Raw genomic sequence first — 13,881 nt, 5'->3', positions numbered from 1 at the left:
CTGCCCGGTGGCGCCCGGCGTGGTGGCGCCCGGCGTGGTGGCACCCGGCGCGGTGGCACCCGGCGCGGGGCCGGGGGGTCAGCCGCGCAGGACCTCGCCGACCAGGGCGCGGGCCTCGTCCTGGACGCGGGCGAGGTGTTCGTCGCCGTGGAAGGACTCGGCGTAGATCTTGTAGACGTCCTCGGTGCCGGAGGGACGGGCGGCGAACCAGGCGTTCTCGGTGCAGACCTTGATGCCGCCGATGAGGGCGCCGTTGCCGGGGGCCTTGGCGAGGACGGCGGTGATCTTCTCCCCGGCGATCTCGCCGGCGCCGACCCGTTCGGGGGACAGGCGGGCCAGACGGGCCTTCTGCTCGCGGTCGGCGGGGGCGTCGACGCGGGCGTAGGAGGGGGCGCCGTGGCGCTCGGTCAGTTCGCGGTAGTGGGCGCTGGGGGTGGCGCCGGTGACGGCGGTGATCTCGGAGGCGAGCAGGGCGAGCAGGATGCCGTCCTTGTCGGTGGTCCACACCCCGCCGTCGCGGCGCAGGAAGGAGGCGCCGGCGCTCTCCTCGCCGCCGAAGCCGAGCGAGCCCTCCAGCAGGCCGTCGACGAACCACTTGAAGCCGACCGGGACTTCGACCAGGGGGCGGTGGAGGTCGGCGGCGACGCGGTCGAGCATCGAGGAGGAGACGAGGGTCTTGCCGACGCCCGCGTCGCCGGGCCAGTCGGTGCGGTGGCGGTAGAGGTAGTCGACGGCGACGGCCAGGTAGTGGTTGGGGTTCATCAGGCCGCCGTCGGGGGTGACGATGCCGTGCCGGTCGGCGTCGGCGTCGTTGCCGGTGGCGATGGCGTACTCGTCCCTGCGGCCGATGAGGGAGGCCATCGCGGCCGGGGAGGAGCAGTCCATGCGGATCTTCCCGTCCCGGTCCAGCGTCATGAACCGCCAGGTCGGGTCGGTCACCGGGTTGACGACGGTCAGGTCCAGGCGGTGGGTGTCGGCGATGCGCGCCCAGTAGGCCACCGAGGCGCCGCCCAGCGGGTCGGCGCCGATGTGCAGGCCCGCGTCCCGCACGGCGTCCAGGTCCAGGACGGAGGGCAGGTCCTCGACGTAGGCGGTGAGGTAGTCGTGGCGCCCGGTGGTGGCGGCGGCCAGCGCCCGCGCGTAGGGGACCTTCTTGACGCCGCGCATGCCCTCGCGGATCAGTTCGTTGGCGCGGTCCTGGATCCAGCCGGTGGCCCGGGAGCCGGCCGGGCCGCCGCTGGGCGGGTTGTACTTGAAGCCGCCGTCGCGCGGCGGGTTGTGCGAGGGGGTGACCACGATGCCGTCGGCCAGCGCCCGGGGGCTGCGCCGGTTGTGGGCGAGGATGGCGTGCGAGACCGCCGGGGTGGGGGTGTAGCCGTCGGCGGCGTCGATCAGCACCTGCACGCCGTTGGCGGCCAGCACCTCCAGGGCGGTGACCTTGGCGGGCTCGGACAGGGCGTGGGTGTCGGCGCCGAGGAACAGCGGGCCCGCGACGCCCTGTTCGGCCCGGTACTCGCAGATCGCCTGCGTGGTCGCGGCGATGTGGTCCTGGTTGAAGGCCGCGTCCAGCGACGAGCCGCGGTGCCCCGAGGTCCCGAACGACACCCGCTGCCCGGGCTCCTGCGGGTCCGGGTTCAGCGCGTAGTACGCCGTCACCAGCCTTGCCACGTCCACCAGGTCGCCCGGCTGCGCCGGCTGCCCGGCCCGTGCGTGTGCCATCCGTCTTCTCCCGCCGAAAGTCGGTACTCGCGATACGTCGTCGCTCCGCGCTCACCGATCGTAGCCAGAACGCGACCGTGCCCCGAACCGCGCGAACGGCCCGGAGCACCGCTCACCGGCGGGGACGGACGGCCTCGGACATCCTTCAGACGGCCTTGAGACGGGCTTCAGGCGGACTTCGGGCAGGCGGGCTTCAGCCAGGCGCCGGAAGGGGCGTCAGCCAGGCGCCGGGCGGGCGCCGGAAGGGGCGTCAGGCGGGCAGTTGCTGGCGGTGGGCCGCCAACTCCTCGGCGGTGGTGGTGGCGAGGAACTCCGTCACCCGGTACTCGGTCAACCCGGCCCGCACGAACGGGTCGGTGGCCACCAGCGCCTCGACGAAGGCCCGGTCCTCACCCACCGCGATGATCACCCCGCCGTCGCGCGGCACCTTGCGCCCCGAGGCGAGGAAGGTGCCCGCCGCGTAGTGCTCCCCCAGCCACCGCACGTGCTGCGGCAGCACGGCGTCGACCGACTCCAGGTCGGCGGTGTACGTCAGCTCCAGTACGAACATGGGGCCCAGGCTAGACCCGGCCCGCGCGGCACCCGCCGGGAGGGTGCCGACCCCCATCCTGCCAGGTCGCGCACGGCTCGCGGTAGGACCCGGCACACCCGTCCCGCGCCTTGCCGCGCCGGGTCGCGCGCCCGCAGACTCGTGGCTCGTCCCCCGTCGCGCCCACCGCGCCGCCGCCCCCCGCGGGCGCCCGGCGCGCACGGCGTGCTGCCCGCGCACGGGCACGGGCACGGGGGGCCACAGGAACGACGAAGGGGGACGGACGGATGCGCGTGCACGAGGACCTGGTGACGAGGGCGCGGATACGGCTGCTGCTGAACGACGACTGGATCCTGACCGGCAAGGACGCGCTGTGGGTGTACCGGACACTGTTCGCGGTCAGCCCGCGCGTGTACGCCCACAAGCTCGTCCACACCCTGCTGGACGAGAGCCGCTCACCGCTGGTCGCCGACCTGCCCGCGGCGCGGCTGGCCCTGCTGGAGGAGGCCGCGGCCGCGACCGCGTGGATGGGCAACGACCACAACCCCTACGAGCCGATGGTCGTGGACGCCGTGCTCCACGGCCTCGCCGCGCTGAAAAAGGAGCAGAACGCCTGTGCAGGACAGTAGGTGATCACCCGGAAGGTGCGGTACAAACGACAATCCTTTCTTTGACGACTGATCGGGGAACACCTGATATGAGCAGCTCAGGGCTGTCGCGCCGTACCCTCCTCGCCTCCGCCGGCGCCGGGGCCGTCACCGCCGTCATCGGCTGGAACACCGCCACCGCCGCGTGGGCCACCGAAGCCGACGACGGAGCCGTACCCGACATCGCCCGACTGCCCGCCCTGGACGGCACGGTGACCCTGCAGGGCCAGGGCCTGGAGCGCTTCTCCACCGACTTCGGGCACCTGGTCACCGCCGCGCCCCGGGCGGTGCTGCGCCCCGGCTCGGTGCGCGACGTGCAGCAGCTGGTCGCCTTCGCCCGCCGCCACGGCATCCCGGTGGCCGTCAACGGGCAGAGCGGGGACCTGGCGCAGCTCGGCGAGGAGGGGCTGGAGTCGCACTCCAGCTACGGCCAGGCCAACCCGCGCGGCGGTGTGGCCATCGACGCGCGCGGCCTGTCCGGGATCGTGTCGGTGAGCGCGGGGCGCGCCGTGGTGGAGGCCGGGGCGACGTGGGCGCAGGTGACCGAGGCGGGCCTGGCGGCGGGCTGGGTGCCGCCGGTGCTCACCGACTACCTGCACCTGTCGGTGGGCGGCACGCTGAGCGTGGGCGGCATCGGCGGCGGTGTGCAGCGCTACGGCATGCAGGTCGACAACGTGCTGGAGCTGGACGTGGTGACCGGCACCGGCGAGCTGGTGACGGCCTCCCCCACCCGCAACCGGGAGCTGTTCGAGGCGGTGCTGGCCGGCGGCGGCCAGGTCGGCGTCATCGTGCGCGTCACCCTCGCGCTGGTGAGGGTCCGCGAGCGCGCCCACGTGTTCTCGCTGTACTACGACGACCTGGACGCCTACCTCGCCGACCAGGAGAAGGTGCTGGCCCGGCGGCGTTTCGACTTCCAGGTCGGTGACGTGGTGCGCAGCGCGGACGGTTCGCGCTGGCGTTACAAGGCGGAGCTGGTGGCGTTCGCGGACGCCGGGCAGCAGGTGGACCGGGCGGCGCTGCTGGCGGGGCTCGTCCCGGTGGAGACGGAGGTGGTGGAGCAGAGCTGGCGGGAGTACGCGTACCGGGTGGACGGCTTCTCCGGGTACCTGCGGGCGGCGGGGTTCTGGGCGCTGCCCAAGCCGTGGCTGAGCGTGTTCCTGCCGGCGGCGTCGGCGCGGGCGTTCATGGCGCGGGCCGCGGAGGTGCTGACGGCGGCCGACCTGGGGGCGGGGCTGCTGCTGTTCTACCCGTACCTGCGCTCGAAGGTGCGGGCGCCGCTGGCGGTGCTGCCGGAGCAGGAGGAGGTGGGCTGGCACTTCGACCTGCTGGCGTTCCCGGGGCCGGGGGCGGACACGGCGGCGATGCTGGAGCGCAATCGGCTGCTGTACGACCTGGCGGTGGAGCTGGGCGGCAAGCGGTACCTGATCGGGGCGGTGCCGGGGATGACGCGGGCGGACTGGCGGCGTCACTACGGGGGGCTGTGGGAGCGGGTGGTGGCGGCCAAGCGGCGCTGGGACCCGGCGGGGATCCTGACGCCGGGGCAGGGCATCCACGCGTCCTGACGCGCCGGCGGGCCGGGCTCGCCGGCGGGCCGGCGGGCGCTTGGCCGCCGACGCCGGTGCCGGTGCCGGTGCCGGTGCCGGTGCCGGTGCCGGTGTCGGTGTCGGTGTCGGTGTCGGTGCCCGGTTGTGTGGGCGCCCCTCTTCCTCGGGAGGGGAAGAGGGGTGCCCGGGGTGCTCGTCGGGTGGCGGCGGGTGGCGGCGGGTGGCCGGCGGGTGGTGTCAGCGGGTGGTGGAGGCGGTGAGGGCGGTGGCGCCTTCGATGCCGCCGGGCACGTCCTGCCAACCGCCGTTCCACTGACCGGTGCCGTAGTCCGCGTCCATGGTGTACACCCGCCCCGTCGAGCCGAGCGCGTAGACGTGCATGGTGGTGCCGGTGACCGCGCTGGCGAGCGCCTTGAGACCGGAACCGCCCAGCGGCACCCAGGAGCCGGACCAGCCGGACCCGCCGTACTCCCCGTCCGTGGCGTGCAGCGCGCCGTCCGAACCGACGATGCTCAGGTGCACCCGGTTCCCCGTCGCGGAGGCCGTCAGCGCGGTGGCGCCCTCGGCACCGCCGGGCACGTCCTGCCAGGCGGTGCTCCACCGGCCGGTGCCGTAGTCGGCGTCCATCGTGTAGACGCGCCCGGTGGAGCCGAGCGCGTAGACGTGCATGGTGTCCCCGGTGGCCGCGCTGGCGAGGGCGGTGAGGCCGGAGCCGCCCAGGGGTGCCCACATACCGGACCAGCCGGGGCCGGCGTAGTCGCCGTCGGTGGCGTAGAGGGCGCCGTCCGAGCCGATGATGTTCAGGTGGATGCGGTTGCCGATGGTGGTGGCGCTCAGGGCGGTGGCGCCTTCCGCGCCGCCGGGCACCTCCTGCCAACCGCTGCTCCACCGGCCGGAGTTGTAGTCGGCGTCCATCGTGTAGACGCGCCCGGTGGAGCCCAGGGCGAAGACGTGCATGGTGGTGCCGGTGACCGCGCTGGTGAGCGCCTTGAGGCCGGAGCCGCCCAGGGGCGCCCACGAGCCGGACCAGCCGGGGCCCGCGTAGTCGCCGTCGGTGGCGCGCATGGTGCCGTTCGCGTCGACGGCGCTGAGGTGGACCCTGGAGGCCGGGGCGGGCGCCGGTGCGGGCGGCGTCATGGCGGCGACGATGAGCTGGGCGTCGGCGGCCTGGGGCTGGTAGGCGCCGGGGAAGGCGGAGACCTGGACCTTCTGGCAGACGGTGCCCACGGGCTGGGTCTTCCAGCCGCCGTTGGGGTAGGCGCGGAGCATCGCGTCGAGGAAGGCGTTGGTGGAGTAGGCCGGGTCGAGGCGCTCCTCGAAGCTGCCCCACCAGGTCTGCTGCTGGAAGAGGCCGACGCTGGTGTGGTCCAGGACGTTGGGGTTGTTGCGCAGTTCGGACTCGACGATGGCGGTGGTGACGGCGATGACGGCGGCCTGGTCGGGCAGGCCGCGGGCCCGGGTCGTGGCGACGATCGCGCGGGCGCAGGAGGCGCGGTAGGCGGTCATGGCGTGGGCGAGTTTGCCGGTGAGGACCGTGTTGAGGCTCGCGGCGGCGGCCGTGTCGGCGCCGGTGACGGTGCCGCAGGAGCGGTCGGGCTGCAGCGCGGCGTGGGCGGGGGTGGCCGTGAGGGCCAGGGGCGACAGGAGGGCGGCGGCGGCGAGGGCGGTGGGCAGGAGCGTGCGGAGCTTCTTGGTCACGGGAGTGCGGCTCTTCCTGGGTCCGGGGCGCGGATGCGGGTGCGCGGGCGGGCGGGGTGCCGGGCCGGGGGCGCGGGGGGCGTGTCCGGGGGGCGGCGGCCGGACACGCCCCGGCGCGGTGTGGCGGGTCAGCGGGTGTGGTCGGGCGGGTGTGGTCGGGCGGGTGTGGTCGGGCGGGTGTGGTCGGGCGGGTGTGGTCAGCGGGTGGTGGAGGCGGTGAGGGCGGTGGCGCCTTCGATGCCGCCGGGGATGTCCTGCCAGGCGGTGCTCCACTGGCCGGTGTTGTAGTCGGCGTCCATGGTGTAGGCGCGCCCGGTGGAGCCCAGCGCGTAGACGTGCATGGTGGTGCCGGTGACGGTGCTGGCGAGCGCCTTGAGACCGGAACCGCCGAGCGGTGCCCACGTGCCGGACCAGCCGGCCCCGCCGTACTGCCCGTCCGTGGCGTGCAGGGCGCCGTCCGAGCCGACGATGCTCAGGTGCACCCAGTTGCCGGTCGCGGAGGCGGTCAGCGCGGTGGCGCCTTCCGCGCCGCCGGGCACCTCCTGCCAACCACCGCTCCACCGGCCGGAGTTGTAGTCGGCGTCCATCGTGTACACCCGCCCCGTCGAGCCGAGCGCGTAGACGTGCATCGTGGTGCCGGTCACCGCGCTGGCGAGCGCCTTGAGACCGGAACCGCCCAGCGGCGCCCACGTACCGGACCAGCCGGCCCCGCCGTACTGCCCGTCCGTGGCGTGCAGGGCGCCGTCCGAGCCGACGATGCTCAGGTGCACCCGGTTGCCGGTCGCGGAGGCGGTCAGCGCGGTGGCGCCTTCCGCGCCGCCGGGCACCTCCTGCCAACCACCGCTCCACCGGCCGGTGCCGTAGTCGGCGTCCATCGTGTACACCCGCCCCGTCGAGCCCAGCGCGTAGACGTGCATCGTGGTGCCGGTCACCGCGCTGGCGAGCGCCTTGAGACCGGAACCGCCCAGCGGCGCCCAGGAACCCGACCAGCCGGGGCCGGCGTAGTCGCCGTCCGTGGCCTGGAGGCCGCCGTCCGCGCCGATCGCGCTGACGTGGACCGTCGACGGCGAGGAGGGCGTGGGGTTGGGCGCGACGTCGTCGGCGATGTTCTTGTACCGGTAGGCGGTGTAGCCGCTCATCGCGTGGCTGGAGAGCGTGGAGCCGTAGATGTTGCCGTCGGTGTTGTAGTTCGTCGGCCGGCTGCGGCTGCTCTCCTGGTAGTAGGTGAAGGTGCCCGCGGACTTGTCGCGCCAGCCGACGAATATGACGACGTGTTCGCTGCTGTTGAGGACGTCGCCGGGGCGCAGGTCGAGCTTGCTGATCGCGGTCGAGTACGAGGGGATGCCGTACGTGGTCGGGCTGCTCGTCAGCTCCCAGGCCATGGAGACGAGGCCGGAGCAGTCCTGGCGGTAGCGGCCGCCGGTCTGGTTGTCGGACCACCAGCTGTACGGCGCCTGGAGGCCGTTGGCGCTGTACGGGACCTGCTGGTCGACCCAGGCCTGGGCCCGGGCCAGGACCTGGCTGCGGGTGACCGTGCCGCCGGGGGCCGCGTTGTTGCCGAGCGTGCCGGTCGAGGTCGCGGTGTAGGAGGTGCCCTGGACGGAGTCGGCGTGGGCCGGGGCGGTGGCCAGGACCACGGAGGCCAGGCAGGCGCCGGCGAGGACGGAGGCCAGGCGTGACGTCGTCTTGGTGATGCGCATGGGTCGTCCTTCGGTGAGGAGTCGGGTGAACGGGCGGTGCCAAGCGGGGGTTCGGAGCGGGTTCAGTGCGCGGAGCCGGCGGCGGGGAGCGCGTCGAGGGCGTCGAGGACGGCACGGTCGGTGCCGGTGTCGTGGGCCGGACCGGGGCGCTCCTGCAGTTCGTCGAATCCGAAGAGGGTCAGGACGGCGCCCTGGCGGAGGGCGTAGAGGTGGTTGGTCTGCCGCTGGTCGGCGGACATGCCGCCGACGCCCGTCCAGGTCCTGGACCACGACGCCCTGGCGTCCGCGGCCGCGGTGCGGGTGACGGTCGCGTCCTGGGGTGCCGCGTGGTCGGCCTGCAGGCGGCGGGAGGCGTCCTGGCAGGCGTCCATGCCGGCGGACAGCCGGTCGAAGGCGGCGCGGGCGGCCTCGGGGGCGGCGAAGGCGAACAGCTGCTGCCCGGCCGGGTTGCGGGCCGCGCTGAGGTAGCCCTGCTGCTGCCAGGTGGTGGCGCCGGTGACGCTCGCGCACTCGTTGAGGGTGACCGTCCGGCCCTGCACGTCCTGGCTGCTCAACGGACCGTCGGGCGTCCACCCGAAGGCCGGGGCGATGGGCAGAGCGGCCGGCCGGACGGCGGCGCCCAGCGGCGCACCGGCCCCGGCCGCCGGCGCGGCGGCGGGTGCGGCGGGCGCCGGTGCTCCGGTCGTCGCGGCGGGCGGCGCGGCGGGCGGCGCGGCGGGCGGCGCGGTGTCCGCCGGTGTTCCGGTGGTGGCGCCCGCCGGGTCCGCGGACGGTGTCGACGCGGCGCTCGCAGTGGCGGCCGGGGCGGCATCCTTGGTGGCAACTCGGCTGCCGTCAACCGAAGTTGACGCTCCAGCCACCCCGGCGGCGGGCGCTGCGGTACCGGCCGAGGCGGCGCAGCCGGCCAGGACGGCGGTGCACAGGGCCAGCGCGGCGGACACCGCGGTGAGGGTCGGTCGTCGGGTGCGTGCGGGCATGGCGGATCCCTGTTCGAGGAGGTCGGTGAAAGGCGAGGGGAGGTGAGGGCGGCTCGGCGCTGTCGTCCGTGCGGCCGGACGCGGCGGATCGGCGCCGGCGGCGCGCCCGGGGGCCGCTGCGGCGTTCGCCCAGGGGCGGTGGCGCGAAGAAGGGTGGTGCGATGAAGCGGTGCCCGGGGGTCGGGCCGGGTGGCCGTCCGGGGGCGGCCGGGGGGCTCAGTCCCAGCCGATGACCGTCGAGGAGGTACCCGTGTCGGCGCGCACCGCGGCCCCGGCCGCGGTGTGCGGGAGGGCGGAGCCGGTGGTGATGGCGGCGGCGGTGGTGGTGGTCGGGACGGCGCGGAGCATGGTGGTTCCCCCCGGGGAAGCGTTTCGGTGGTGCGGGCGGCCGGCGCGGACCCGCCCGGATCGCGGGGGGAGTCGTCCTCGCCCCGTTCCTGTGGTCACCATCCTGTGGGCCCGGGGCAGCGGGTGGAACGGCTTCGGGTTGTCACCAACGGGACAGTCAGCTTGGTGTCAGCCCGGCCTCCCGGCGGCGCGTCCCCGGCACGGCCGGGGCCGTGGCGGCGTGCGGCGGCCGTGCCGCGCCCGCCCGCTGTCCGTATGCCATATTTCGGACATGGTCACGACGAAAGGGCAGGTCATGAGGATCGCAGTCATCGGCGGCACCGGGCTGATCGGGTCGCAGGTCGTCAGGAACCTGAACGCCGCGGGCCACGAGGCGGTGGCGCACTCGAAGTCCACCGGGGTCGACGTCATCAGCGGGCGGGGGCTGGAGGAGGCGGTGGCGGGGGCCGGCGTCGTGGTCGACCTGACGAACTCCCCGACCTTCGACGAGGCCTCCCCCGCCTTCTTCCGGACCTCGATGGACAACCTGCTGGCCGCGGCCCGCCGCGGCGGCGTCGGCCACGTCGTGATCCTGTCGATCGTCGGCGTGGACCGGGTGCCGGAGCTGGCCTACTACCGCGCCAAGGCGCTCCAGGAGGAGATCCTCGCGGCCGGGCCCCTGCCGTACTCGATCGTCCGGGCGACGCAGTTCATGGACTTCGTCGACGCCGTCCTGTCCTGGACCGCGGACGGCGACACCGTCCGGCTGCCCGCCACGCCGATCCAGCCGATCGCCTCCAAGGACGTGGCCGAGGCGGTGGCGCTGGTCGCGGCGGGCGCCCCGCTGAACGGCATCCGCAACATCGCCGGCCCCGAGGTCTTCCCCCTGGACGAGCTGGGCCGGATCACCCTGGCCCGCAAGGGCGACCACCGCACCGTCGTCACCGACGCCACCGCCGGCATGTTCGCCGCCGTCCAGGGCGACGTCCTCACCGACAGCAACGCCCGGCTCGCCCCCACCCGCTACGCGGACTGGCTCTCCTGACCCGCCCGCACCGCCCCACGGGAACCCCGGGGCCCCGAAGGCCCGGGGAGGCTCGCCCGGGGGCGCCCGGGGGCCCGGGGAAGCCGTCCGGAGGGGGCAGGGGGCCCGGGGAAGCCGTCCGGAGGGCGTCAGAGCGCGGACGGGCGCAGCCTGAACGGCGGCCCAGCCGTGCGCGGTGTCCAGCCGTTCGCCCGCGCGTGGCGGATACCCGCGGCGACCTCCCGCGGCATGACCACCTGCGCCGGCACCGCGGCCGGGGTGCGGGCGGTGGGCCGGCCGGTGTCCACGACGAGCGTGGCCGCGGGGTGTCGCGCGTCCTGCACGGCGTAGCCGAGGGTGGTGCCCTCGTAGTCGCAGCACCAGTGCCGGCGGCTGACGCGCCGGCGGTACTCGACGCCCTCGACGGCGATGCGCCGGGTTCCCTTCGTGGCCAGGGTCACTGTGCCGCCTTCCGGTCGGTGTGTGCCGCGTCCGTCTGCCGGTGGGCGGTCTCCCTCGCCCGGCGGCCGGGTGTCACCGGGATTCGTCGGTCCGCTTCCCTCCCCCTTCCCTCCCCCGGCCGTACGGCGGTGGCGGTTCGCGCGGTGGGCCGGGCGCGAAAACCGCTGGGCCGGGCGCCCGTCGCTGGCCCTGCGGTGTGTCCGGCCGTCGTGCGGGTGCCGCACGGCGGCGCGGCGGCACGGCGGACACACCGCAGGCCCAGCGGACGGGAGCGGCGGCGTGGGCTGGGACATGACGATCGAGCGGCCGCAAGGCGCCGGCGATCCGGAATACCGGTTCGACCTCTCCGGCATGGGTTTGGCGAAGCGGGCCACGGACCGCCTCGGGACGCTGTCGCACGGCCACGAGCCGTTGCCGTTGCCGTTGCCGAGGATCGAAGGCTTCGGTCTGACGGCCGCCGACTTCGCCGCCGAGCCGGGCGGCGAGGTGTCGCCGGCCGTGCTCGCCTTCCGGGCCGCCTGCCGGGCGGTGAGCGGCCGGCAGGCCGAACGGCCCACCGGCATCCCGGACTACAGGATCGGCGGCACCAACGACGGCCGGCTGGTGACGCCCGCCGAGATCCGCGCGGCCCTGGCCGCCCTCGCGGCGCAGCCCGCCTCGGCCCGGGCCGGGACGTTCGCCGGGACGCCGCACTGGGAGGAGGGGGTCGACTACCTCACCCGCGCGGCGGCCCACGGCGGGTTCCGGGTCGAGTGAGCGGCCACGGCGCGGGACGGGTCCTCAACGGGCGAGGCGGCCGAGCAGGGCGGAGGCGGCGCCGATGCCCAGGAGGGTGGCGAGGGTGAGGACGGCGAAGTCCAGGGGCAGGTGGCTGGGGGTGCCGATGAGCAGGCCGCGCAGGGCGTCGACCTGGTAGCTGAGCGGGTTGGCCTTGCTGACGGTCTGGAGCCAGCCGGGCATCAGGGCGAGGGGGTAGAGGGCGTTGGAGGCGAAGAACAGCGGCATGGTGATGGCCTGGCCGATGCCCATCAGGCGGTCGCGGGTCAGGACGATGCCGGCGATGGCCATCGACAGGCAGGAGAAGAACGCCGAGCCGAGCAGGACGACGGCCACGACGCCGGCCAGCCGCAGCGGGTTCCAGGTCATGGCGACGCCGAGGGCGGCGGCGATCAGCACCACCACGGCGGCCTGCAGGACGGCCTTCACCCCGGCGGCGAAGGCCTTGCCGGTGACGAGGGCGGCGCGCGGGGCCGGGGTGACCAGCAGTTTGGTGAGGACGCCGGAGTCCCGCTCCCAGATGATCATGATGCCGTAGAAGATCGCGATGAACATCGCGGACTGGGCGATGATGCCGGGGGCGAGGAAGTCCAGGTAGGGGATGCCGCCGGTGGGGATCGCCTTGAGGCGGGTGAAGGTCTGGCCGAAGATCAGCAGCCACAGCGCCGGCTGGATCGCCCGGGTGTAGAGCTCGGTGCGGTCGTGGCGCAGCTTCTGCAGTTCGACGGCGCACATGGCGCCGACGCGGGCGGGTACCAGGCGCCAGCCGGTGCGGGCATGTTCGACCGTTTCGCCGAGCACCGCAGCACCCCCACCGCCTGGCGCAAGAGCACCCACAACGGGGCGGCGGCCAGTGCATCGAAGTGGACGACGCGCGCCCCGGCCGCGTGCGGGACGGCGAGGACCCCGACGGCCCCCGCCTCGACTTCTCACCCTCCGCCTGGCAGGCCTTCGTCACCGCCGTCCGCACCGGCGAACTCCCCACCACCTGACCGCACCCGCGGGTCGCCGCCCCCGCCCCGGGGCAGCGACGCCGAAGGCCCCTCCCGAACACCCGACATGAGAAGTCGCTCTTGCCGACTTCTCACTCCATCGCTGATTCAGGAGGCAACCGCCATGAGCAGCAGCACCCCCGCCGTCCGGCGCAAGAGCACCCACAGCGGGCAGGGCGGCCGGTGCGCGGAGGTCGCCGACGGCGTCCCCGGCGTCATGCCGGTGCGTGACTCCAAGGACCCCGCCAGCCGGGCCCTCGCCTTCCCCGCCCCCACCTGGCAGGCCTTCGTCACCGCCGTCCGCACCGGCGAACTCCCCACCACCTGACCGCACTTGCTCGCTGCTGCCCCGGCGCGGCGGCGCCGGACGCACTCCCCCGTGCCTCCACGCGGCGGGCTACCGCGCGAGCTCCCGGCGGGCCGTGGCGAGGACCGCGGGGTCCAAGACGCCCGCGCCCTGGTCGAGGAGCCAGCGTTCCAGGGCCCGCCCGGGGTCCCGCAGGCGGCGCGGCGGCCCGTGCGGGGTGGGCAGCGTCACGACCCCGCCGCCCACGGCGATCCCCGGGGCGGCGGCGTGCGGGCCGGCCAGGACACGCAGTCCCCGGTAACCGAGCCCGCCGTACGGCGCCCCGCCCCCGCCCGCCTCGTCTCCGCTCCCGCCCGCCTCGCCTCCGCTCCCGGCCGCCCCCGCCGTCGTCGCCGGCTGCGGTGTCAGCTCGCCGATCCGGTGCGCCAGTTCGTCGGCCGCGGGCCCGTCCAGCGTGAAACGCGGGTTGGGCCGCCCGCTGTAGAGGTCCACCTCGACGACCGCCGAAGGGCCCCCGGAGCCGGTCAGTTGATCCTCTGCCGCTGGCTGACACAGCCGTAGAAGTAGCCGCAGAAGATCGTGTAGGGCCCGCGGTCGGCGGTCTCCGGGTCGTAGATCACGTTCCCGCTGTTGTCGTAGTTGCGGGCCGGCGTACCGCCCGGCTTGTGACCCCAGAAGCCCTCCTTGTGCTTGCGGTACCAGTGGTAGTCGCCGCCGCCGGGGATGACGACCAGGGCCACCAGGGGGCGCGGCGCCTCACTGTCGGGAAAACAGTCGAAACGGTGGTGCATGCCGTCGCACAGGGCCGCGCGGGCCACCTCGTCGCAGGTGATCTGGGTGTACATGCTGCCGCAGCCGCGGCCGGGCTGCGCGAAGGTGTTCGTACGCCAGTTGCTCGCGTAGTTGTAGCAGTTGTTGTTGTACAGGGTGGTCGGGTCGTTGTTCCAGAACCCGGGGTTGAACGCCCCGACCTCGATCGTGCAGGTGACCGTGGTGTGCTCCTGCCGGCCGCCGCCCACCGGCTCGACCTGGTCCTTCAGGGAGGTACGCCCGCTGCTCGCCAGCTGTTCGAGCAGGAACTGGCTGAGCTGCTCTGGCTTTCGTGGAGTCCCTGATGTCTGGGTTTGTTACGATCCAGGCGTAAGGAGAACCACGAGCAGTGCCAGCACCCCGTAAGT

The 13,881-nt window shown here is 74.6% G+C and carries 16 protein-coding genes; 6 read left to right on the top strand and 10 right to left on the bottom strand.

Features of this window, described 5'->3' with window-relative positions; translation table 11 throughout:
• Positions 1 to 78: 78 nt before the first annotated feature.
• Positions 79 to 1,719 (bottom strand): phosphoglucomutase (alpha-D-glucose-1,6-bisphosphate-dependent), encoded by a 1,641-nt coding sequence (gene pgm / locus ACIQ87_RS38825; RefSeq protein ID WP_402416766.1) that lies wholly within the window; start codon positions 1,717 to 1,719, stop codon positions 79 to 81.
• Between the two features lie 250 nt (positions 1,720 to 1,969).
• A complete protein-coding gene (locus tag ACIQ87_RS38820) occupies positions 1,970 to 2,269 on the bottom strand; it encodes a YciI family protein (protein WP_402416763.1) in 300 nt (99 codons plus the stop codon).
• 266 nt (positions 2,270 to 2,535) lie between these two features.
• Here ACIQ87_RS38820 and ACIQ87_RS38815 point away from each other — a divergent pair, with 266 nt between their 5' ends.
• Positions 2,536 to 2,877, top strand: coding sequence for a hypothetical protein (locus tag ACIQ87_RS38815; RefSeq protein WP_402416761.1), 342 nt, complete (start codon positions 2,536 to 2,538; stop codon positions 2,875 to 2,877).
• Positions 2,878 to 2,945: 68 nt separating this feature from the next.
• A complete protein-coding gene (locus ACIQ87_RS38810; RefSeq protein WP_402416758.1) occupies positions 2,946 to 4,457 on the top strand; it encodes an FAD-binding protein in 1,512 nt (503 codons plus the stop codon).
• A gap of 219 nt (positions 4,458 to 4,676) precedes the next feature.
• Here the strand turns inward: ACIQ87_RS38810 and ACIQ87_RS38805 are convergent, their stop codons facing one another.
• The 4 genes from ACIQ87_RS38805 to ACIQ87_RS38790 all read right to left on the bottom strand — a co-directional run bounded on the left by ACIQ87_RS38805 (position 4,677) and on the right by ACIQ87_RS38790 (position 9,162).
• Positions 4,677 to 6,137 carry a hypothetical protein gene (locus ACIQ87_RS38805; protein WP_402416755.1) on the bottom strand — a complete coding sequence of 487 codons (1,461 nt, stop codon included), beginning with the start codon at positions 6,135 to 6,137 and terminating at the stop codon, positions 4,677 to 4,679.
• A 197-nt stretch (positions 6,138 to 6,334) separates the two neighbouring features.
• On the bottom strand, positions 6,335 to 7,837 hold the full coding sequence (locus ACIQ87_RS38800; protein WP_402416753.1) for a hypothetical protein: 1,503 nt from the start codon (positions 7,835 to 7,837) through the stop codon (positions 6,335 to 6,337).
• Between the two features lie 62 nt (positions 7,838 to 7,899).
• Positions 7,900 to 8,814 carry a hypothetical protein gene (locus ACIQ87_RS38795; RefSeq protein WP_402416751.1) on the bottom strand — a complete coding sequence of 305 codons (915 nt, stop codon included), beginning with the start codon at positions 8,812 to 8,814 and terminating at the stop codon, positions 7,900 to 7,902.
• Positions 8,815 to 9,030: 216 nt separating this feature from the next.
• The gene (locus ACIQ87_RS38790; protein ID WP_402416748.1) at positions 9,031 to 9,162 is read right to left on the bottom strand and encodes a hypothetical protein; all 132 of its coding nucleotides are present in this window, start codon (positions 9,160 to 9,162) and stop codon (positions 9,031 to 9,033) included.
• 295 nt (positions 9,163 to 9,457) lie between these two features.
• On the opposite strand from ACIQ87_RS38790, the gene ACIQ87_RS38785 reads away from it, so the two are divergent.
• Positions 9,458 to 10,186, top strand: a complete 729-nt coding sequence (locus ACIQ87_RS38785; RefSeq protein WP_402416746.1) for an SDR family oxidoreductase — start codon at positions 9,458 to 9,460, stop codon at positions 10,184 to 10,186.
• 128 nt (positions 10,187 to 10,314) lie between these two features.
• Here the strand turns inward: ACIQ87_RS38785 and ACIQ87_RS38780 are convergent, their stop codons facing one another.
• Positions 10,315 to 10,626 (bottom strand): hypothetical protein, encoded by a 312-nt coding sequence (locus ACIQ87_RS38780; RefSeq protein ID WP_402416743.1) that lies wholly within the window; start codon positions 10,624 to 10,626, stop codon positions 10,315 to 10,317.
• A 280-nt stretch (positions 10,627 to 10,906) separates the two neighbouring features.
• Between ACIQ87_RS38780 and ACIQ87_RS38775 the strand changes: the two genes are divergently transcribed.
• Positions 10,907 to 11,383, top strand: coding sequence for a hypothetical protein (locus ACIQ87_RS38775; protein WP_402416740.1), 477 nt, complete (start codon positions 10,907 to 10,909; stop codon positions 11,381 to 11,383).
• 24 nt (positions 11,384 to 11,407) lie between these two features.
• On the opposite strand, the gene ACIQ87_RS38770 is transcribed toward ACIQ87_RS38775, so the two are convergent.
• A complete protein-coding gene (locus ACIQ87_RS38770; protein WP_402416738.1) occupies positions 11,408 to 12,205 on the bottom strand; it encodes an ABC transporter permease in 798 nt (265 codons plus the stop codon).
• Between the two features lie 62 nt (positions 12,206 to 12,267).
• Between ACIQ87_RS38770 and ACIQ87_RS38765 the strand changes: the two genes are divergently transcribed.
• The gene (locus ACIQ87_RS38765) at positions 12,268 to 12,396 is read left to right on the top strand and encodes a DUF397 domain-containing protein (protein ID WP_402416736.1); all 129 of its coding nucleotides are present in this window, start codon (positions 12,268 to 12,270) and stop codon (positions 12,394 to 12,396) included.
• 124 nt (positions 12,397 to 12,520) lie between these two features.
• Complete coding sequence (locus ACIQ87_RS38760) at positions 12,521 to 12,724, top strand: DUF397 domain-containing protein (protein WP_402416733.1); 204 nt, start codon at positions 12,521 to 12,523, stop codon at positions 12,722 to 12,724.
• A gap of 69 nt (positions 12,725 to 12,793) precedes the next feature.
• Here the strand turns inward: ACIQ87_RS38760 and ACIQ87_RS38755 are convergent, their stop codons facing one another.
• Together ACIQ87_RS38755 and ACIQ87_RS38750 are read right to left on the bottom strand one after the other, a co-directional pair.
• Positions 12,794 to 13,195 carry a hypothetical protein gene (locus ACIQ87_RS38755; RefSeq protein WP_402416730.1) on the bottom strand — a complete coding sequence of 134 codons (402 nt, stop codon included), beginning with the start codon at positions 13,193 to 13,195 and terminating at the stop codon, positions 12,794 to 12,796.
• Positions 13,196 to 13,227: 32 nt separating this feature from the next.
• Positions 13,228 to 13,722 (bottom strand): hypothetical protein, encoded by a 495-nt coding sequence (locus tag ACIQ87_RS38750; RefSeq protein ID WP_402416727.1) that lies wholly within the window; start codon positions 13,720 to 13,722, stop codon positions 13,228 to 13,230.
• Between the last annotated feature and the right edge of the window lie 159 nt (positions 13,723 to 13,881).

The sequence above is a fragment of the Kitasatospora sp. NPDC096204 genome, from assembly GCF_044763205.1.
GTDB lineage: Bacteria > Actinomycetota > Actinomycetes > Streptomycetales > Streptomycetaceae > Kitasatospora.
The sequence above is the reverse complement of the archived record's forward strand: the minus strand, read 5'-3'. Positions and strand labels throughout refer to the sequence as shown.